Source organism: Paractinoplanes deccanensis (genome assembly GCF_016862115.1).
Lineage (GTDB): Bacteria > Actinomycetota > Actinomycetes > Mycobacteriales > Micromonosporaceae > Actinoplanes > Actinoplanes deccanensis.
This window is the reverse complement of sequence record NZ_BOMI01000111.1, coordinates 1-19,160: the sequence shown is the minus strand read 5'-3', so window position 1 is coordinate 19,160 and position 19,160 is coordinate 1. Positions and strand designations below refer to the sequence as shown.

Here is a 19,160-nt window from a genome sequence, read left to right as displayed (position 1 = left end):
GGGGGCGCGGCGTCGTGCACGGCGCGCCCATCGCTGTGTGGCGCTTGAAGGCTTACTCCCGCCCGCTCGTAGCTCCGCGGTGCTTGGGCGCGTCTTGAGGGTCCGCGTTCTGGGAAGCGCAGCCGGCGGCGGCTGCCCACAGTGGAATTGCGCCTGCGAGACGTGCCGCCGAGGACACCACCGCCTCCAGGACTCCGTGGCCGTCTCCGGCGACGGCAAGGCCTGGTATCTGCTCAACGCCTCCCCCGACATCCGCACCCAGCTGATCGGCACACCCGCGCTGCGCCCCGGCCCCGGTCTGCGCGAGACCCCGATCCGCGGCGTGCTGCTCACCACCGCCGAGTTGGACCACACCATCGGCCTGCTCTCGCTGCGAGAGGCGGTTTCCCTCACGGTGTACGCCACCAGCACGGTCATCGCCGCGCTGGCCCCCATGCGAGCCATGCTCGCCGCCTACACGAACGTCGAGTGGCGCGACCTCCCCGACATGCTGGACCTGGACGGCGGCCTCACGGTCGATCGCCTCACCGTGGGAACGAAGCGCCCCCGCTACGCCGCCGGCGTCGACGGCAACGACTGGGTGTCAGCGCTGCGCCTGTACGCACCCGCAGCGCCCCGCAGCGACCGGATACAGACGCAGCGTATGTATACAAAGCTGGAGCCTGATGCGGTGCGGTCCACAGCTCCCGCCGCCGCGGCGCCAGGCGATGGAATACAGACGCAGCGTATGTATACAGAACTGGAACGTGATGCGGTGCGGTCCACAGCTCCTGCCGCCGTAGCGCCAGGCGAGGGCATACAGGCGCAGCGTATGTATACGAAGCCGGACCGTGACGCGGCGCGATCCACAGCTCCCGCCGCCGCGGCGCGAGGCGATGAAATACAGGCGCAGCGGATGTATACAGACGCTGCGTTTGTATACGCGACGTGTCTGCCCATCTGGAGTGATCAGTTCGACGACTTCGTGGCCGGGGCCGCTGGAGTGCTCGTTGACGGGACGTTCGGGACGGATGACGAGCTCACGCGGATGACCGGCCGGCCGGGCAGCGCGGCCAGCATGGGACACATGCCGATGGTGGATTCGCGGCCGTACTTCGCCCGGCATCCGGGCACTCGGTTCTGGTACGGACATCTGAACAACACGAACGATGCCCAGGGAGCCGACGTGGTCGAGGACGGCATCGAGCTCTTCTGATCTTCGCGGTCTCTTGACACGAGGCGGTCCGGGCGACAATAACTAACGTACTGGTTCGTACAAAAGTTGGAGAGCCCACGTGGACGGTCGTTTTCTGGTCGGGCTGATCGGGGCGAACATCGGGACGTCGATGAGTCCGGCGCTGCACGAGCGGGAAGCCGGCCGGCACGGGGTGCGCTATCTCTACCAGCTCATCGATCCCACGCTGCTCGGGCTCGACGGGCGCGACATCGGGGAGCTGATCACGGCGGCGCGGCGGCTCGGGTTTCGCGGGCTCAACATCACGCATCCCTACAAGCAGGATGTCGTCAAGCACCTCGACGAGCTCTCGCCCGAGGCCGCCCTCCTCGGGGCGGTCAACACCGTGCTCTTCGACGGCGAGCGGGCGACGGGTCACAACACCGACCGGTACGGCTTCGCCCAGGGGCTGGCCCGGCGGCTACCCGACGTCGCCACGGGCCACGTCGTGCAGGTCGGCGCGGGCGGTGCCGGCGCCGCGGTGGCTTCGGCGATCGCGGGTACGGGAACGCGCCTGCTCACCCTCGCCGACCTGGACTCGGACCGGGCGAACCGGCTCGCCCGGGCCATCATGCGCAGCAGCGGCACCACCGTCGAAGTTATCGCGCCCGCCGACGTTTCCGGCCGGCTCAGGCAGGCCGACGGCCTCGTCAACGCGACACCCCTCGGCATGGAGGGTCATCCCGGCATGCCCGTCCCCGCCGACCACCTGAGACCCGAGATGTGGGTCGCGGACGTCATCTACCGGCCGCTGGAGACCGAGCTGATCCGAGCCGCCCGACACCGCGGCTGCCGCGTCGCCGACGGCGGCGGCATGGTCGTCTACCAGGCGGCCGCGTCGTTCCGGCTCTTCACCGGCCTGACACCCGACGAGGAGCGGATGTACGCGGACTTCGAGGCGCTGGCCGGACCCCGCCATGCCTGATCCGCGACGACGCCGACTCGCGACAGAACGTTCGTTCTCGCGGACCGGACCGCCGGAAGCAACGCAAGACAGAACGTTCGTTCTCCGGCTGAGCCGCGGCCTCACAGACCCGCGAGACAGAACGTTCGTTCTCTCGGTGGGTGGCGGACGCCAAGGGCGAGACAGAACGTTCGTTCTCGTGGCCGGGACCGACAGACCTCAGGCGGGAGAAAGAACGTTCGTTCTGCCCAGCTGCCTCAAACCGCCCGGAGCCTGTCGTGACTAGGCGTGCGCCAGCGGCGCAGCAAATCCGGCAGCTCCGCGTTGTGCTCGCCCAGGGCCGGTGGGGCGGACGCCGGCGCCAGCTGTTCGCCGTCGACCAGGACGCCGCTGCCGCTCACGCGCAGGCGGCCGTTGGCTCGGGTGACCGCCGCCGAGGGGGCGCCGGGTGGGAACGGCAGCTCCGCGAAGAAGCCGCGGGACGCCAGCTGGGCCGAGTCGACCGCGTCGGGCACCGTCAGGATGCGCGCCGCCGGGACGCCCGCCGCCGGCAGAATGGTTTCCCACTCGGCGGCGGGGCGGGCTCGCAGGGCTTCGTTCAGCGCATCGTTCAGCTGGGCTCGATGGTGTTTGCGGGCCTCGCGGTCGGCGAAGCGGTCGTCCGTGATCAGCGACTCGCGGTCCACCAGGCGGCACAGGGTTTCGAATTGTTCCTGCCTGTTCGCCGCTATGTTGAGCGGGCCGTCCGCCGTCTCGAAGGTGCCCGACGGGGCCGCCGTGGCGTTCTGGTCGCCCATCGGCTCCGGCTCGACGCCGCTGACCATGTAGTTGGAGACGGCCCAGCCCATCGCCGACATGGACGCCTCCAGCATGGACACGTCGAGCATGCGGCCCTCGCCGTCGTGGTGGCGGCCGGCCAGGGCGGCGACGATCGCGAGCGCCGCGCTCAGGCCGCCGACCGTGTCGGCCACCGGGAAGCCGACCCGCTGCGGGGCCGTCGACGGCGTACCGGTCACGCTCATCATCCCGGAGAGACCCTGGATGATCTGGTCGTACGCCGGCGCCTGGCTCAGCGGCCCCGACTGGCCGAAACCGGTGATCGCGCAGTAGATCAGCCGCGGGTTGAGGGCGCGCAGCTCCTCCCAGCCGAAGCCGATGCGCCGCATCACGCCCGCCCGGTAGTTCTCCACCAGCACGTCCGCGTGGGTGACCAGCTCGCTGAAGACCGACCGGCCGGCGGGCGCCTTCAGGTCGATCTCCACCGACTTCTTGCCCGCGTTCTGGGCGAGGAAGGAGGCGCCGAGCCCCGCCCTGTTCAGCGCCGGGTCCGGGCCGAGCTGCCGGGCGAGGTCACCGCGCCCCGGCATCTCGACCTTGACGACCTCGGCCCCGAGCAGCGCCAGATGATAGGTGCAGTAGGGGCCGGCGAGGACATTCGTGAGGTCGAGGACGCGGACACCGTCGAGCGGCCGGTCGGGCATCAGCGGATCTCCTTCCGAGACGAACGACGCCGAGGGGGAAGACGCCGGGGAAACGGGTCAGAAAGACGCGCCGAGCGGATGGTCGAAGCCCCGCTCGTTCATCTGGGCGGCGGCCTTGAGCAGCGCCTCGGCGAAGGCGGCCACGCGGTCCTCGGTGAAGCGCACCGTCGGCCCGCTCAGGGTGAGAGCCGCGACGACGGTGCCCGAGCGGCCGAGGATCGGCACGGCCACCGCGGAGAGGCCGGCCTCGCGTTCGCCGTGGCTCACCGCGTACCCCTGCTGGTCGGCCTCGTCGATCCACTCGCGCATGCGGCGGACATGACCTTCCCCGTACGGGGAGGAGGCGGCGATCCGCTCGAGCAGCGGCGCGGGGGCGTTGCGCAGCAACACCTTCGCCGAGGCGCCCGCCCACATCGGCAGCTCGTCGCCGACGTGCACGACGTGCCGCAGCGGCTGCGGGCTCTCCTGCTGGGCGATGCAGACGCGCACGATGTCGCGCGCGACGTAGACGTTGACCGTCTCGCGTTCGCGGGCGGCCAGCTCGCGCATCATCCGCTGCGTCTCGGGCGGCAGCTCCCAGCTGCGCCGGGCCAGGTGCGCCCACCGCCACAGGCCCGGCCCGGCCATGTATCCGGAGTTGGTCGCCCACAGCAGACCGCTCTGTTCGAGCGTCTGCACGAGGCGGATCACGGTGGTCTTGGCCAGCCCGGTCGCCGCGACGATGTCGCGCACGGCGATCAGCGGCCGGTCCTCGGTCAGCAGGGACAGGATGTCCAGCGCGCGCTGGACGCTGCGGACACCCTGGCCGTCGGCGGCGCTTTCGTCGCGGGTCACGGTGACTCACTTCCTCTAGGAACGGACGCCCCTGATTCTCGCGTCATCGGCACGTAACTTTCTCGACCCGACCCCTTGCCTTCCGCCGACGGCCAACCGTACGTTACACCGGAGTCCGCACAGCGGTCCAGAAATCCCATCCTAGGTCCATCAGGTGGACCGTTTCCTGAAGCAGGGGGCGACATGGTCGATCGAACGCCGACGCTCCTCGGTGGAAAGTGGATCTCCGAAGGGCCGGTCGCCGAGCGTGTCGGTCCCTATCTGCGTACGGTCGTCAGCAGCGCCCGGGTCGCCGAGCCCGGCGACGCCCGCACCGCCGCCGAGTACGCGAAGGCCGCGTCCCGTACCGTCGCCCGCCTCGCCCCCGCCACCCGGGCCGGCGTCCTCGACCGGGCCGCCGCCCTCGCCGTGGAACGCCGCGACGCGATCGCCCGGCTGCTCGCGCTCGAACTCGGCAAGCCGCTGCGCGACGGGCGCAACGAGCTCGACCGGGTCGCCGACACGTTCGCGGTCTGCGCCGCCGCGGCCCGCGACATCGCCGGCGACGTGCTCCCGGTCGCCGGCTGGCAGCGCGGGGCCGGCAACACCGCGCTGACCTACCGCGCCCCGGCCGGCGTGGCGCTGGCCATCACGCCGTTCAACGCGCCGGCCAACCTGCTCGCGCACAAGCTCGGCGCCTCGTTCGCGGCCGGCAACAGCACGATCGTCAAGGCGCCGCCGCAGGCGCCGGCCGTCTCGGCCGCGGTCGTCTCCCTGCTGCTCGACGCGGGCGCGCCGGTCGAGGCGGTGCAGCTGCTGCACGGCGGGGGAGAGGTCGGCGCCGAGCTGTGCGCCGCGCCGGAGGTCGCCGTCATCAGCTTCACCGGCAGCGCCGAGACGGGCGCCGCCGTGGCCCGGGCCGCCGGCGCCAAGCGGCTCGTCCTGGAGCTGGGCGGCAACGCGGCCACCATCGTCTGCGACGACGCCGACCTCGAGGCCGCGGCGAGGAACTGCGCCCGCACCGGCTACAGCAACTCGGGCCAGAGCTGCATCTCGGTCCAGCGCATCTACGTCGCCCGAGCGCAGCAAGACCGATTTGTCGAAGAGCTGATCGACGAGGTCAAGCGCCTGAAGGTGGGCGACCCGCTCGATCCGGAGACCGACGTCGGCTCGATGGTGGACGAGGAGGCCGCCGCGCGGGTCGAGAGCTGGGCGAAGGCCGTGGGAGGCATCGCGATCGGCGGAACGCGGGACGGCGCCACGCTCACGCCGACGATCGTCGTGGACCCGCCGGAGGGCGCCGACGTGGTCGTCAAGGAGGTCTTCGGCGCGCTCGTCACGGTGCTGCCGTTCGACGACTTCGACGCCGTCCTCGAGACCTGCAACGCGAGCCGCTTCGGGCTGCAGGCCGGGCTGTTCACGTACGACGTCCAAAAGATCGTCACCGCCTGGCGCGAGCTGGAGGTCGGCGGCCTGGTGGTGAACGGCTCGTCGAACTATCGCCTCGACCACGTCCCGTTCGGCGGGGTCAAGGACTCCGGCTTCGGCCGCGAGGACCCGCGCCACATGGTCGAGGACTACACGGTCGTCAAGACGCTGATCCTGCGGGGCCTGTCGATCTGGGGAGAGAACTGATGAGTACGAGGACCGCCGCCGACGCCCTGGTCGACCAGCTCGCGAGCTACGGCGTCACGCACATCTTCGGCACCTGCGGGCACACCAACATCGCGCTGCTGGACGCGATCGGCCGCAGCGACATCGACTTCGTCATCGCCCGCCACGAGCAGACCGCCGCGCACGCCGCCGACGGCTACGCCCGCGCCACCGGTAAGCCCGGCGTCCTGCTGATGCACGTCGGTCCCGGCATGATGAACGCGGTCACCGGCGTCGCCACGGCCGCGCTCGACTCGGTCCCGCTGGTCGCCATCTCCGGCGACATTCCCTCCTACCTGTACGGGCGTCACCCGCACCAGGAGGTGAACCTGCACGCGGACGCCGACCAGACCGCCATCTACCGGCCCTTCGTCAAGCGCGCGTGGCAGGTGCAGCGCGCCGCCGACCTGCCCCGCTTCACCGAGCGCGCGTTCTGGACCGCCACCAGCGGCCGCCCGGGGGCGGTGCTGCTCAACGTCCCCATGGACATCTTCAACCGCGAGGCGCCCGCGGGCGACCATCCACTGCCGGTCAGCGCGACCCGGCCCGATCTGTCCGAAGAGGACGCCGGCCGGATCGCCGCCGCACTCGTCGGCGCGAAGCGGCCATTGATCTACGTCGGCGGCGGCCTGCGCGGCAACGCGGCCCTGAAAGACCTCGCCGAGCACCTCGACATCCCGGTCGCGCACTCGCTGATGGCCAAGGGCACGCTGCCCGACGACCACCCGCTCGTGCTGGGCATGACGGGCTTCTGGGGCCTGAAGGAGACCAACGAGTACGCCCGCAACGCCGACGTCGTGCTGGCGATCGCCACCCGCTTCGCCGAGACCGACGCGAGCTCGTGGGATCCGGAGTACACGTGGCGCTTCCCGCCGTCGCGGCTGATCCAGATCGACATCGACCCCGCCGAGATCGGCCGCAACTATCCCGTCGAGATCGGTGCGGTCGCCGACGCGGCTCTGGCCGTCCAGCGCGTGCTGACCGCCGTACGGCAGCAGAAGCCCGAGGGAACCGACCGGCCATCCCTGCGGTCGGAGATCGGGCAGGCCCGCGCCGAGCTCTTCGCCGGCAGCGCCGAGCGCGGCCGCAGCGACCAGTTCCCGCTGCGCCCCGAGCGGATCCTCGCCGACGTCCGCGCCTGCCTGCCGTCCGGCGCGGTGCTCGTCACCGACGTCGGCTGGAACAAGAACGGCGTCGCCCAGTGCTACCCGCTGCCCGCGGAGGGCCGGTTCATCACCCCGGGCGGCGCGTCCACGATGGGCTTCGGCCCGGCCGCGGCGGTCGGCGTGCAGCTCGCCCAGCCGGAGCGCGTCGTCGTCGCGCTGATCGGCGACGGCGGCATGAGCGCCCAGCTGCCGGCGCTGCCGATGGCCGTCGAGCGCGGCCTCCCAGTGATCTTCCTGGTGATGAACAACCGCGCCCACGGCACGATCTCCGACCTGCAGTCGAGCTTCTTCGGCCGCAGCTACGGGTGCGACTTCGCCGACCCGGACGGCAACCCGTACAGCCCCGACTTCGCCGCCCTCGGACGCGCCTGCGGCGCCGACGGCTACGTGGTGGCGGAACCCGGCGATCTCACCGTCGCCCTGAGGACGGCCGTCGAGCGCCGCCGCCCCGCGGTGATCGACGTGCCGATGGTCAACGAGCCGGTGCCCACCCCGGGCCACTGGAACATCAAGGACATCTATCAGGGGTCCTTCCCGTCCGCATAAGAAGAGGTGACACGCACATGGTCCGCATGAGAGCCACCCTCGCCGTGCTCGCCGTCGTCCTCGCCGCCGGATGCAGCGCGCCCGGCTCCGACTCCGAAGACGCCGGAAGCGACTCCGGCCCCATCAAGATCGCCGTGGTCGACGCGCAGAGCGGGCAGCTCAGCTCGCTCGGCGCGTGGGAGCTCAAGGGCGCCCGGCTGGCCGTCGACGAGTGGAACGCCCAGGGCGGCGTCAACGGCCGCCAGATCCAGCTCGACGTCTTCGACGACCAGGGCGACCCGACCATCGGCACCAACCTCGCTCGCAAAATCGACAGCGAGGGCTACATCGCGATGATCGGTACGGCGGAGAGCGCCGTGACGATCGCCATGGCACCGCTGCTCAAGCAGGCCGAGATCCCGAACATCACGTCCGGCCAGTCGCCCGGCCTGGTCGCCACGAAGAGCGAGTTCCTGTTCCTGAACGGGCCGACCTCCACCACGTACGACGAGACCCTCGCGAAGCACATCGTCGACCAGGAGGGCATCAAGAGCATCGCGATGATCACCAACAACGGCGGGTACGGCAAGGGCGAGCACGACGCGTTCTTGAAGGCTTTGCGGAGCCGCGGTGTCACCCCGCTCGCCGATCAGGTCGTCACCGCCGACCAGAAGGACTTCAGCGCGGTGCTCACCTCGATCCGGCAGAAGAACCCGAAGGTCATCTTCCTGGGCGCCGAAGAGGTCGAGTCGGGCCTCATCGTCAAGCAGGCCCGCGACCTCGGCATCACGGCCACCTTCGCCGGCGCGGCGCCGCAGGGCACGCCGGTCTTCATCGACACGGCCGGCGCCAAGAACGCCGAGGGCGCGATCGTGAGCTCGCCCTACCTGAGCAACGACATCGACGAGGCGTCCAAGAAGTTCGCCGCCGCGTACAAGGCGAAGTTCAACGAGGAGGCCGAACTGCACGGCGCCAAGGCGTACGACGGCACGCAGATCCTGCTCACCGCGCTGAAGACCAGCAACGTCGCGAGCGGCAAGCAGCTCGCCGACGCGATCCGCGCCACCAAGCACGACGGGCTGCTCGGCGACTTCGCGTTCGACGAGACCGGGGTCGGGATCTTCGAGACGTCGATCGGTGTCATCAAGGGCGGCAAGCTCGTCGCCGCCGAGAGCTGAGGAGGTATGCAGGTCTTCCTCCAGACGATCGTCGGCGGCGTCAGCCTCGGCGCCGTCTACGCCCTGGTGGCGCTGGGGTTCTCCCTGGTCTACCGCACCATGGGACTGGTCAACTTCGCGCACGGCAACGTGGTGACGGTCGGCGCCTACCTCGCGTCCACCTTCTATCTGTCGACCAAGCTCCCGTTCGCCCTGGCCATGGTGGTCGCGATCGTGGTGACCGGCGCTATCGGCCTGGTGATCGAGCGGGTGCTGCGCCCGCTGGAGAACAAGGACTTCGACCTCATGCTGATCGGCACGATCGGCTTCGGCATCGTCCTCGACGCGCTCATCATCATGATCTGGGGCGCCACCGGCCGGGCCGTGCCCTCGCCCGTGCAGACCGCGCCGATCGACCTGTTCGGGCTGCGCATCCGCACGTACGACCTGGTCGTGCTGGCGATCGCGGCGCTGGCCACCGTACTCCTCGTGCTGTTCCTGTCGCGCACCAAGCGGGGAGCGGCCATGCAGGCCGTGGCGATGGACCACGAGGCGGCCACGGCGGTCGGCATCCACGTCGGGCGCAGCAACGCGATCGCCTTCATGATCGGCGCGGGACTGGCGGCGCTCGCCGGCGGCCTGGTCGGGCCGCTGCTCTACGTCAGCCCGGCGCTCGGCGGCGCGCTCGGCATCAAGGGCTTCGCCGCCGCCATTCTCGGCGGATTCGGCAGCATCCCCGGCGCGATCCTCGGCGGCCTCGCCATCGGGATCCTCGACTCGTTCACCGCCGGGCACTTCCAGGGCTACTCCGAGCTGGTCACCTTCCTGGTCTTCACGGTGATCATCATGGTGCGGCCGACCGGCATCTTCGGCGAGCGGACGGTGAACCGGGCGTGAGAACGAAGCTTCTGGTGGGTGCGGCGCTCGCCGTCGTCGCCTGGTTCCTGCCGTACGGGCTCGACTCGTACGCGATCCACGTGGTCAACGTGATCCTCATCTTCGCGATCCTCGCCGTCGGCCTCGGCCTCGTCATGGGCATCGCGGGGCAGGTCAACCTGTCGCAGGTCGCGTTCTTCGGCGTCGGCGCCTACGCCACGGCGATCCTCACCACGCACGCCGGGCTGGGCTTCTGGGTCTCCGGGCTGCTGGCGATCGCGGCCACCGTCCTGATCGGCATCGTGATCGGCACGCCGGCGCTGCGGGTGCAGTCGCACTATCTCGGCATCGTGACGCTGGGGCTGGCGCTCGCCTTCACCAACTGGGTCACGAACGCCGAGGTCGCGGGCGGCGCGGAGGGCATCTCGGGGATCCCCTCGCCCGAGCTGCCCGGCGTCGACCTGTCCAGCGAGTACCTCTACTACTACCTCGAGCTGATCGTCTTCGCGGTGGCGCTCGCCTTCGGCCTCTTCGTGGTCCGCACCGCGCTCGGCCGGCGCATGCGGGCGATGCGCGACGACGCGCTGGCGGCCGGCGCCCTCGGCGCCGAGGTGCCGATGCTGCGGATGACGGCGTTCATGCTGGCGAGCGTGTACGGGGGCCTGGCCGGCGTGCTGTACGCGGGGCTCATCCGCTACGTGGCCCCCGAGTCGTTCAACATCGCCAACATGTTCCTGCTGCTCGCCATGGTCATCATCGGCGGGCGGCAGAGCCTGATCGGCTGCGTCGTGGGCGCGATCAGCCTCGCCCTGGTGCGCGAGATGCTGGTCGACCACCCGACGATCGCGCAACTGGCGTACGGCTCGGTGGTCGTCCTGGTCGTGGTCTTCGCCCCGACCGGCCTGGCCGGTCTGCCGCGCCGGGCGCGGGCCTACCTCGACCACCGGCGGGGCGCGCGCGGGACCGCGGCGCAGCTCGGCGCTTTCCAGCCCTACGAACCCGCCGCTTCCGCGTCCGGCGACGAGCTCCTCGCCGTGCAGGGGGTGAGCAAGCAGTTCCGCGGGCTCAAGGCGCTCGACGACGTGTCGCTGACCGTCGCCGCCGGCGAGATCCGCGGCATCGTGGGGCCCAACGGCTCCGGCAAGACGACGCTGTTCAACGTGATCAGCGGGCTCTACAAGCCGACACGCGGCCGGGTGGTGTTCCGCGGCACCGACATGACCGGGCGCGCCCCGTACCGCCTCGCCCGGGCCGGCATGGCCCGCACCTTCCAGAACCTGCGGCTCTTCGGTGACCTGACCGTCGAGGAGAACCTGCTGGTGGCGCTCGACCGGTCCCGCACGCTGTCGGCCTGGCGCTACCTGCTGCGGCCGCTCAACGTGCTGCGCCGCGACCGGGCGCTCCGCCGCTCCGCCACCGACGTCCTGCACCGCTACGGGCTCACGCAATTCGCCTCCCTGGCGCCCAAGTCCCTGCCGTACGGGATCCAGCGGCGCGTCGAGATCGCGCGGGCGGTCGCGGCCGACCCGGCGCTGCTGCTGCTCGACGAGCCGGCGGCCGGCCTCAACGGCGAGGAGGTCCGGCAGCTCGCCGAGATCGTGCGGTCGATCCGCGACAGCGGCCGCACGGTGATCATCATCGAGCACAACATGGGCCTGGTGATGTCGCTCTGCGAGCAGATCACCGTGCTGGCCGGCGGCCGCGTCATCGCCGAGGGCACGCCGTCGCACGTCGCCGGCCATCCCGCGGTGATCGAGGCCTACCTCGGCGACACCGGCGAATTCGAAGGGGCCACGCGATGACGACCGGGCTCTCCCTGACCGTCGAGGGGCTGACGGTCAACTACGGCGGCGTCAGCGCCGTACGCGATCTCAGCTTTGAAGTGCCCGGCGGCGACGCGGTCGGCGTCATCGGGGCGAACGGCGCGGGAAAGACCTCCACGCTCAAAGCCGTGATGGGCCTCGTGCCACGCCGCTCCGGCACGCTGCGGCTCGGCGACGTCGACCTGAGCGGGGTCAGCGCCCGCAACATGGTGCGGCACGGCATCGGCTACGTCCCGGAGGGCCGGCACGTGTTCACCGGGCTGCCCGTCGAGAAGAATCTGCTGCTCGGCGCGTACGCCCGCAAATGGGACGCCGGCACCCGCGCGACCCTGGCGGAGGTGTACGACCTCTTCCCCGTCCTCGGCGAGATGCGGCACCGCCTGGCCGGCGCCCTGTCGGGCGGCCAGCAGCAGATGCTCGCGATCGGCCGGGCGCTGATGTCGCGGCCGCGGCTGCTGCTGCTCGACGAGCCCTCGATGGGCCTGTCGCCGAAGCTGGTCGGCGACATCCTGACGGTGCTCCAGCGGCTGCGGTCGGAGGGGCTCACCCTGCTGCTGGTCGAGCAGAACGCCAAGCTCACCTTCGAGGCCACGAGCAGCTGCCTGGTGGTCGAGAACGGCGCGGTGGCGATGAGCGGCACCTCCGCCGAGCTGCGCAACGATCCCCGCGTGCGGCAGATCTACCTGGGCCTGTGAGGGCGAGTGGATCGTCCAGCCGGACGATGTGCAGAGGGGCCGTGCTGGCGCCGTCCCCCTGGGCTGAGGCCCGTCCCGCTCGGCTGAGGCGCGCCGCGCCCATTCGCTCGACCGAGGCGCGCCACGGCCGCCCGCCTGGGAGAATCGCCCCATGGCAGAGGCTGTGCCCACCGACGACGGCCGTTACGTCATCATCGACGGCAGGCGCTGGCGGGCCACCGACCCGGCCATCCCCGAGGAGCAGGCGGCCCTGCTGCGCAAGGCGCTGATGGCCGCCCGCCGCGACGTCGGCCGCCTCCTGCGCGCCGGCGACGACCCGGCACCCGCCCGCGCCCGCGTGCAGACCGCCAAGGTGGCCCTCGGCGAGCGCGGCACCCCGTGGTGGGAGCAGACCCTCGACGAGCGCCGCCGCCGCTGGGAGCAGGGACTACGCGACCTGCCGGATCAGGGCTGACGCCAGGTCAGCTGCCAGACCTGCCACGTCGCGGGCGTAGGCGCGGGCGCCGACGACGGGGACCGGCGTCGGCCGTTCGGGCGAGCAAAGGAGCAGGTGGTACACGGATACCGGAGCACGGCGCCGGAGGGCCGGGCTCTACGATCGTGGGCATGAACAACGCTACGCGGGCTCTGCGGTGGTATGCGGGGGTGTGCGTGCTGTTCTTCGGCATCGTCCCGGCGGTGCTGGTCAGTCTGCTCGTCGCGCGCGGCAACACGCCCGGCTCGGTGGGGCTGCTGCTGATCGGCGGGATCCCGCTGGTCGTCGCCGCGCTCGTGGCCGTGGTGCGGGGCATCGTGGAGCCCGATCCGGAGCTGGCCTCGCGGCGGCTGCACCTGAGCATGGCGCTGGTCGCGGGGGCCGACGTGCTGCTGCTCGGCGGCAACGCGCTGATCCGGATGGGGTCTTCCTGACCTCGCGGATTCCGGGTAGCCGGTAGTCAGGTTGGGGGCTCGCATGGACGACATCCGGGCCCGGGATCGCCAAGGTATATGTCCATGGGGGTCCTCACTTACGCAGCGGAAGCGCCGGTCGCTTCGGGCATCGTGGTCGCGGGGCGTTATCGCCTCTGCTCGGTGCTCGGGCGGGGCGGCATGGGAACGGTGTGGCTCGCGCAGGACGAGCTGATGGAGCGCTGGGTCGCGCTCAAGCAGGTCGACCTCGGGTCGGACTGGTCGGGCAAGCAGGCCCGGGCGCGGGCTCTGGCCGAGGCGCGCGCGGCCTCGCGGGTGGAGCACCCGGGTGCCGTGCGGATTCACGATGTCGTACGCGATGACGACCAGCCGTGGATCGTCATGGAAGCGCTCAGCGGGCAGAGCCTCGGCGACGCCGTCAAGGAGCGCGGGCCGATGCCGGTCGAGCAGGTCGTGCGGATCGGGCACTGCATCGTCGACGTGCTCGACGCCGCGCACCGGGCGGGGGTCGTGCACCGCGACGTCAAGCCGGGCAACGTGCAGCTGTGCGACGACGGCCGGGTGGTGCTGCTCGACTTCGGGGTCGCGCACGTGCCGGGCGCCGACTGGCGCCCGCCGCCCGGCGGCTTCGCGGGGAGCCCGGCCTTCGTGTCGCCGGAGCAGCTGCAGGGCGGCGAGCCCGACCCGGCGAGTGACCTGTTCTCGCTCGGCGCGACGCTCTACGCGGCCGTCGAGGGCCGGTCGCCGTTCGACCGCGGGGACCTGTTCGCCACGGTGCTCGCCGTGGCGGAGGGGCGGATGACCCCGTTCCGTCTCGCCGGGCGCCTCCGCCCGGTCCTCGAGGGCCTGCTGCAGCCGCGGCTGGGCCGGCGCTGGAGCGCCGCCCGCACGCGCGCGGCCCTGCTCAATCTCTGACTTCCTTGCGCAACCGCTGCGCCCGGTGGGCCGCCATGCGGACCGGGTCGTTCGCGAAGCCGTAGCCGCGGTAGCCGTTCACGCGCTCCACGATCTCGATGAAGACGCGGCCGCCCACGACGGGTGTGAAGAGTTGCAGGTATTGACCGCGCTCGTCCTCGTCGTACATGGCACCGAGACTGTGCAGTTTGCCCCGCAAGGCGAGAGGCAGCGCCAGCCGGGCGTCCAGATCGTCGTAGTAGTTGCCCGGGATCGGCGCGGTCTCCACGCCGGCGGCGCGCAGGGCGGCGGCCGTGACCGCGAGATCCGACGTCGCCAGGGTGAGGTGCTGAGGGTGCGGGATCGCCGGGGCCCACTCACCACGACGGAGTACGGGGACGCTGAGCGCGATCCGCACGCGCCGTCCCGGGTCACGGATCGCCAGCGTACGGACGAGACCGAACGGCGCCGCGAACTCGCCCGCCTCGTCGTCGGCCATGCCGAGCACCGTGCGATAGAAGAGCGCCGCCTCGTCGTACCGGTCGAAGGGTTGTGCCAGGGACAGATGGTCGATGCCCGTGATGCCGGCGCCGGCGGCCGTCTCGCCGGTGGGCAGGAAGTCGTCGTGCCATCCGGCGGGTGACGTGCGGACGAAGAAGACCTCGGTGCCGTCCGGCGCGGCCACCGCGGTCAGGTCGGCCTCGCTCTGCCTGCGCCGGCGGGGGAGCGGCCGGGCGAGCAGCTGCTCCGCTCGGCGGGCCGACTGCTCCGGCTGCGTGCTCTCCAGGGCGAAGGCGCGGATCGCGGCGGAACCCTCGGCGGGGCTGGGCGCGCCGGCGTTGAGCAGGATGCGGGCGGCCCCCTGCTCCCAGAGCTGCACGGCCTTGGACCGGTGCTGGCCGGTGTGCGCGAAGCCGAGCGCGCGCAGCAGCGTCTCCATCTCGGGCGCCGAGGAGGGGTCGACGCCGAGCTCGGTGAAGGCGATGCCGTCGAGGGCCGGCGCGGGCGTGAGGGCACCGTCCGCGCCGCCGTTCAGCCCACTGGCCAGCGCGATCAGGGACCGGCGGGCGTCGACGGCGGTGCGGTGCGGGTCGGCCTGGCGGAAGACGTCGTTGAACACCTCCAGCGACAGCGGGCCGGTGTAGCCGGCGTCGAGCACCGCCTGGGTGAAGGCGGCCAGGTCGAGGCCGCCCTGCAGGGGGAACAGGCGGTGGTGGCGGCTCCACTGGAGCACGTCCATCGCCAGCCGCGGCGCGTCCGCGAGCTGGAGAAACAAGATCTTCTCGCCGGGTACGCTGCGGATGCCCGCGAAGTCGCTGCCGCGGGACAGGACGTGGAAGCTGTCGAGGCAGAGGCCCAGCGCGGGATGGCCGGCGCGGCGCACGATCTCCCAGGAGTGGTCCCAGGTGGACACGTGCCGGCCCCACGCGAGCGCTTCATAGGCGATGCGCATGCCCCTCTCGGCGGCGAGATCGGCGAGGGTACGCAGCTGCGCGGCGGCCAGGGCGTCGTCGCCGATCGTGTCGGGCGCGACGGACGAGCAGACCAGGACGGTGTCCGCGCCGAGCCGGGCCATCAGGTCGAGCTTGGCCCGCATGCGCCTCTCGACAGCGGCGAAGCGGTCCGGGGGAGCGCCCTCGGCGTCGCGGAACGGCTGGTAGAGGTCGATGCTGAGGCCGAGATCGCGGGTGCGCGCCCGGATGCTCTCGGGCGAGCTCGACGAGGCGATCAGGTCGTTCTCGAAGATCTCCACACCGTCGAAGCCGGCGGCCGCGGCGGCGTCGAGGCGGTCTTCGAGGGTGCCGGAGAGGCAGACGGTCGCGATACTCGTACGCATCGAGCTCCTATGAACGAACCGGTCCGTTCAGGCTAGAGGATCGGGGCACTAGAGTCGACACCACCAACGCGTCGGGCACAGGGGGATCAGGGGATGACTGCGGAGTCGGCGCCACGAGAGCGCGTCCGGGACGCCGAGCGCACCCGCGCCGAGATCATCGAGGTGGCCACCCACGAGTTCGCCGATCAGGGGTACGCGGGCGCCCGGGTCGACGAGATCGCGGCGAAGACGCGTACCACCAAGCGCATGATCTACTACTACTTCGGCGGCAAGGAGGGGCTCTACCTGGCCGTGCTCGAAGGTGCCTACCAGCGCATCCGCGCGCTGGAGCAGGAGCTCGACGTCGAGCACCTGGAGCCGGTGGAGGCCCTGCGGCGTCTCGCGGAGATGACGTTCGACCACCACGAGTCGCACCCCGACTTCGTGCGCCTGGTGGCCATCGAGAACATCCACTACGCCAAGCACCTGTCGAGCTCGGCCTCCCGCGAGGTGCTGGCCGCGCCCGCCCTCGACGTGCTGACCCGCATCATGGAGCGCGGCCGCGCCGCCGGCCTCTTCCGCGACGACCTGGACGCCCTCGACGTCCACATGATCATCAGCGCCTTCTGCGTCTTCCGCGGCGCCAACCGCTACACGTTCAAGGCCATCTTCGACCGCGACCTCTTCGACCCCCGCCTCCGCGACCACCTCCGCGCCATGATCGGCGACCTGGTCGTCTCCCACGTGACCGCCGGCCGCCCCTGATCCCGGGGCGACCCTCGCCCGCGCCTTTTCGCCTTCCGCTTTCCGTGGCGGCCTCGATCGGAACCGATCGGATGTGACGCAGAACACTTTCTTGTGCGTACCCTGTCGGTGATGCCCATCGATCAGTGACGCCGGGAGGTCCACAGTGAGCACGACACAGCGCGCCCAGCCCGACGAAATCACCACGTGGGAGCGGCTCCAGCGGGAGACTCCCGCATCGGTGGGCGCCCTGCTGTTCGACCGTGTCGCCCGCACCCCCGACGCCGAGGCGTACAAATGGCCGTCCGACGGGCAGTGGCACTCGCAGACGTGGGCCGTGGTCGGCGAGATCGCCACCGAGATCGCGGCCGGCCTGCTCTCCCTGGAGCTCCAGCCGGAGGACCGCGTCTCGATCATGTCGGGCACGCGGGTCGAGTGGATCCATGCCGACCTCGGCATCATGTGCGCGGGCGGCGCCACCACGACCATCTATCCCACGTCGTCCGCCGAGGACGTCAAGCACATCCTCGCCGACTCGCACAGCCGCATCGCGATCATCGAGGGCGCCGAGCACCTCGCCAAGGTCCTCTCACCCGGCACCCTCGTCGAGCACGTCATCATGATCGACGGCCCCGTACCGGCCGGCGAGTCCCGCGCGATCACCCTGGCCGACCTGCGCGAACGCGGCCGCAACCTGCTCGCCGACCGGCCCACAGCCGTCACCGACGCCACCGCCGCGGTCACCCCCGACCACCTGGCGACGCTGATCTACACGTCGGGCACGACGGGCCGCCCCAAGGGCGTGCGCCTGCCGCACAGCCGCTGGACGTACGAGGCCGCCGCCGCCCGCACGATCGCGCTGATCGAGCCCACCGATCTCGGCTACCTGTGGCTGCCCATGGCCCACTCGTTCGGCAAGGTCCTGCTCGCCGCGCAGCTCTCGATCGGCTATCCCACCGCCGTCGACGGCGACCTGACCAAAATCATCGAGAACCTCCCCCTGGTACGCCCGTCCGTCATGCCCGCCGTGCCCCGGATCTTCGAGAAGGTCCACGCCGGAGTGGTGGCGGCCGTCCACCGTGAGGGCGGCGCGAAGGCGCGCCTGTTCGACTGGGCCATCGGCGTGGGCCGCCGCACGGTGCGCGCCCGCCGCCGGGGCGACCACCCCGGCCCGCTGCTCACCTGGCAGTACGGCCTCGCCGACCGGCTGGTGCTGAGCAAGGTCCGCGCCCGTTTCGGCGGCCGGATGCGCTACTTCATCTCCGGCGCCGCCCCGCTGTCACCCGACATCGCCGAGTTCTTCGACGCGATCGGCCTGCCCATCCTCGAGGGCTACGGCCTCACCGAGTCGGCCGCCGGATCGACGATCAACCGCAGCAGCCACCTCGAGTACGGCACGGTCGGCCTGCCCCTGCCCGGCACCGAGGTGTCGATCGCCGAGGACGGCGAGATCCTCATCAAGGGCCCCGGCGTCATGGAGGGCTACCACGACCTGCCCGACGCGAGCGCCACCATGCTCCAGGACGGCTGGCTGCACACCGGCGACATCGGCGAGATCACCCCCCGAGGCAACATAAAGATCACCGACCGCAAGAAAGACCTGATCAAAACCTCCGGCGGCAAGTACGTGGCCCCGCAAACCCTGGAGACCCGCTTCGCCGCCCTCTGCCCCCTCTCCGCCCGCATAGTCGTCCACGGCGACGGCCGCCAATACATCACCGCCCTGATCGACCTGGACCCCGACGCCGTCCGAGCCTGGGCAGCCGAACACGGCGTCCCCGGCACCACCCACGCCGAGATAGTCCGCCACCCCAAGACAGTCGCCGCCATCGACGGCTACGTGACGCAGCTGAACGCCGGCCTCGGCAAGTGGGAGACCATCAAGCGCTTCACCATCCTCGAACGCAATCTCACAGTCGAAAACGGAGACCTCACCCCATCCCTGAAACTCCGCCGCCGCTACGTCGAACAGCACAACGCCCACCTGCTCGACAAGCTCTACATCGACTGACCCGAGCCCAAGGCCAAGCCCCAGACCACCGACGCGACGCCCTCCACTCCCGCGTCAGCACGCCGGCCGCGGCCGGTTACCCGACGCTGGTGGGTTCGGCGCGGGGGTAGTCCCGCGGCTGCCGCTTCGGTGCCGCATGGTCCCGCACCCGCCGCTTCGGCCGCGTGGCGGTTCCCCGCGCCTCCCGTTCCGCGCGGGGCGGCCGAGCGGGGCTCGCGCGGCGGTCACCGCGCAGGGCCCGTGAGCTCAGTTCCGTCTTCGCGCAGAACGGCTTCGATCCCGACGGTTGCCTGAACGGCTACTCGGCGGCGTGTGGCTGCCCGCACGGAAAGGGCGGACTGCGCAGAGACGCAACGCCCGTCGGCGGTTGTCCCAGCGTGCTCGAAGGACGGCAGGCGCGAGGGGTCCCGGCCCTGATCGGCGCGAAGAGGCGCGTCGCAACGCGGGCTTGCGGATGCGGTCGACGTCCCGGTCGGGTGG

At 71.2% G+C, this 19,160-nt stretch carries 16 protein-coding genes; 13 read left to right on the top strand and 3 right to left on the bottom strand.

What is annotated here, in order from left to right; translation table 11 throughout:
* Positions 1-196 precede the first annotated feature (196 nt).
* Together Ade02nite_RS27895 and Ade02nite_RS27890 are read left to right on the top strand one after the other, a co-directional pair.
* Positions 197-1,195, top strand: a complete 999-nt coding sequence (locus Ade02nite_RS27895) for an MBL fold metallo-hydrolase (RefSeq protein ID WP_239169105.1) — start codon at positions 197-199, stop codon at positions 1,193-1,195.
* Between the two features lie 79 nt (positions 1,196-1,274).
* On the top strand, positions 1,275-2,138 hold the full coding sequence (locus Ade02nite_RS27890) for a shikimate dehydrogenase (RefSeq protein ID WP_239169104.1): 864 nt from the start codon (positions 1,275-1,277) through the stop codon (positions 2,136-2,138).
* Positions 2,139-2,374: 236 nt separating this feature from the next.
* Here Ade02nite_RS27890 and Ade02nite_RS27885 read toward each other — a convergent pair whose 3' ends face one another.
* The gene (locus Ade02nite_RS27885; RefSeq protein ID WP_203770239.1) at positions 2,375-3,598 is read right to left on the bottom strand and encodes a CaiB/BaiF CoA transferase family protein; all 1,224 of its coding nucleotides are present in this window, start codon (positions 3,596-3,598) and stop codon (positions 2,375-2,377) included.
* Between the two features lie 57 nt (positions 3,599-3,655).
* Positions 3,656-4,432, bottom strand: a complete 777-nt coding sequence (locus tag Ade02nite_RS27880) for an IclR family transcriptional regulator (RefSeq protein ID WP_203770238.1) — start codon at positions 4,430-4,432, stop codon at positions 3,656-3,658.
* A 183-nt stretch (positions 4,433-4,615) separates the two neighbouring features.
* On the opposite strand from Ade02nite_RS27880, the gene Ade02nite_RS27875 reads away from it, so the two are divergent.
* The 9 genes from Ade02nite_RS27875 to Ade02nite_RS27835 all read left to right on the top strand — a co-directional run bounded on the left by Ade02nite_RS27875 (position 4,616) and on the right by Ade02nite_RS27835 (position 14,130).
* Positions 4,616-6,046, top strand: coding sequence for an aldehyde dehydrogenase family protein (locus Ade02nite_RS27875; protein ID WP_203770237.1), 1,431 nt, complete (start codon positions 4,616-4,618; stop codon positions 6,044-6,046).
* Positions 6,046-7,776, top strand: a complete 1,731-nt coding sequence (locus Ade02nite_RS27870; RefSeq protein WP_203770235.1) for a thiamine pyrophosphate-binding protein — start codon at positions 6,046-6,048, stop codon at positions 7,774-7,776. The genes Ade02nite_RS27875 and Ade02nite_RS27870 overlap by 1 nt, the downstream gene beginning before the upstream one ends.
* 17 nt (positions 7,777-7,793) lie before the next feature.
* Positions 7,794-8,933 carry an ABC transporter substrate-binding protein gene (locus Ade02nite_RS27865; RefSeq protein ID WP_203770233.1) on the top strand — a complete coding sequence of 380 codons (1,140 nt, stop codon included), beginning with the start codon at positions 7,794-7,796 and terminating at the stop codon, positions 8,931-8,933.
* Positions 8,934-8,939: 6 nt separating this feature from the next.
* Entirely contained in the window at positions 8,940-9,809 is an 870-nt protein-coding gene (locus tag Ade02nite_RS27860) for a branched-chain amino acid ABC transporter permease (RefSeq protein WP_203770231.1), read from the top strand.
* A complete protein-coding gene (locus Ade02nite_RS49625; RefSeq protein ID WP_239169103.1) occupies positions 9,806-11,590 on the top strand; it encodes a branched-chain amino acid ABC transporter ATP-binding protein/permease in 1,785 nt (594 codons plus the stop codon). The genes Ade02nite_RS27860 and Ade02nite_RS49625 overlap by 4 nt, the downstream gene beginning before the upstream one ends.
* Entirely contained in the window at positions 11,587-12,306 is a 720-nt protein-coding gene (locus Ade02nite_RS27850; RefSeq protein ID WP_203770229.1) for an ABC transporter ATP-binding protein, read from the top strand. Before Ade02nite_RS49625 ends, Ade02nite_RS27850 begins: the two co-directional genes overlap by 4 nt.
* 151 nt (positions 12,307-12,457) lie before the next feature.
* Positions 12,458-12,760: a hypothetical protein gene (locus Ade02nite_RS27845; protein ID WP_203770227.1), complete on the top strand. Its 303-nt coding sequence runs from the start codon at positions 12,458-12,460 to the stop codon at positions 12,758-12,760.
* A gap of 152 nt (positions 12,761-12,912) precedes the next feature.
* On the top strand, positions 12,913-13,215 hold the full coding sequence (locus Ade02nite_RS27840) for a hypothetical protein (RefSeq protein WP_203770219.1): 303 nt from the start codon (positions 12,913-12,915) through the stop codon (positions 13,213-13,215).
* An 84-nt stretch (positions 13,216-13,299) separates the two neighbouring features.
* On the top strand, positions 13,300-14,130 hold the full coding sequence (locus Ade02nite_RS27835; protein ID WP_203770217.1) for a serine/threonine-protein kinase: 831 nt from the start codon (positions 13,300-13,302) through the stop codon (positions 14,128-14,130).
* Here Ade02nite_RS27835 and Ade02nite_RS27830 read toward each other — a convergent pair.
* Entirely contained in the window at positions 14,120-15,946 is a 1,827-nt protein-coding gene (locus Ade02nite_RS27830; RefSeq protein ID WP_203770215.1) for a sugar phosphate isomerase/epimerase and 4-hydroxyphenylpyruvate domain-containing protein, read from the bottom strand. The genes Ade02nite_RS27835 and Ade02nite_RS27830 overlap by 11 nt on opposite strands.
* Before the next feature lie 93 nt (positions 15,947-16,039).
* On the opposite strand from Ade02nite_RS27830, the gene Ade02nite_RS27825 reads away from it, so the two are divergent.
* Together Ade02nite_RS27825 and Ade02nite_RS27820 are read left to right on the top strand one after the other, a co-directional pair.
* Positions 16,040-16,690: a TetR/AcrR family transcriptional regulator gene (locus tag Ade02nite_RS27825; protein ID WP_203770213.1), complete on the top strand. Its 651-nt coding sequence runs from the start codon at positions 16,040-16,042 to the stop codon at positions 16,688-16,690.
* A gap of 145 nt (positions 16,691-16,835) precedes the next feature.
* Positions 16,836-18,680, top strand: coding sequence for an AMP-dependent synthetase/ligase (locus Ade02nite_RS27820; protein WP_239169102.1), 1,845 nt, complete (start codon positions 16,836-16,838; stop codon positions 18,678-18,680).
* The last annotated feature ends 480 nt before the right edge of the window (positions 18,681-19,160 follow it).

Excerpts from the sequence above, each read along its gene's own strand:
- Ade02nite_RS27885 (WP_203770239.1), bottom strand. The coding sequence starts at position 3,598 with ATGCCCGACCGGCCGCTCGACGGTGTCCGCGTCCTCGACCTCACGAAT.
- Ade02nite_RS27875 (WP_203770237.1), top strand. The coding sequence starts at position 4,616 with ATGGTCGATCGAACGCCGACGCTCCTCGGTGGAAAGTGGATCTCCGAA.
- Ade02nite_RS27870 (WP_203770235.1), top strand. The coding sequence starts at position 6,046 with ATGAGTACGAGGACCGCCGCCGACGCCCTGGTCGACCAGCTCGCGAGC.
- Ade02nite_RS27865 (WP_203770233.1), top strand. The coding sequence starts at position 7,794 with ATGGTCCGCATGAGAGCCACCCTCGCCGTGCTCGCCGTCGTCCTCGCC.
- Ade02nite_RS27860 (WP_203770231.1), top strand. The coding sequence starts at position 8,940 with ATGCAGGTCTTCCTCCAGACGATCGTCGGCGGCGTCAGCCTCGGCGCC.
- Ade02nite_RS27850 (WP_203770229.1), top strand. The coding sequence starts at position 11,587 with ATGACGACCGGGCTCTCCCTGACCGTCGAGGGGCTGACGGTCAACTAC.
- Ade02nite_RS27845 (WP_203770227.1), top strand. The coding sequence starts at position 12,458 with ATGGCAGAGGCTGTGCCCACCGACGACGGCCGTTACGTCATCATCGAC.
- Ade02nite_RS27840 (WP_203770219.1), top strand. The coding sequence starts at position 12,913 with ATGAACAACGCTACGCGGGCTCTGCGGTGGTATGCGGGGGTGTGCGTG.
- Ade02nite_RS27835 (WP_203770217.1), top strand. The coding sequence starts at position 13,300 with ATGGGGGTCCTCACTTACGCAGCGGAAGCGCCGGTCGCTTCGGGCATC.
- Ade02nite_RS27830 (WP_203770215.1), bottom strand. The coding sequence starts at position 15,946 with ATGCGTACGAGTATCGCGACCGTCTGCCTCTCCGGCACCCTCGAAGAC.
- Ade02nite_RS27825 (WP_203770213.1), top strand. The coding sequence starts at position 16,040 with ATGACTGCGGAGTCGGCGCCACGAGAGCGCGTCCGGGACGCCGAGCGC.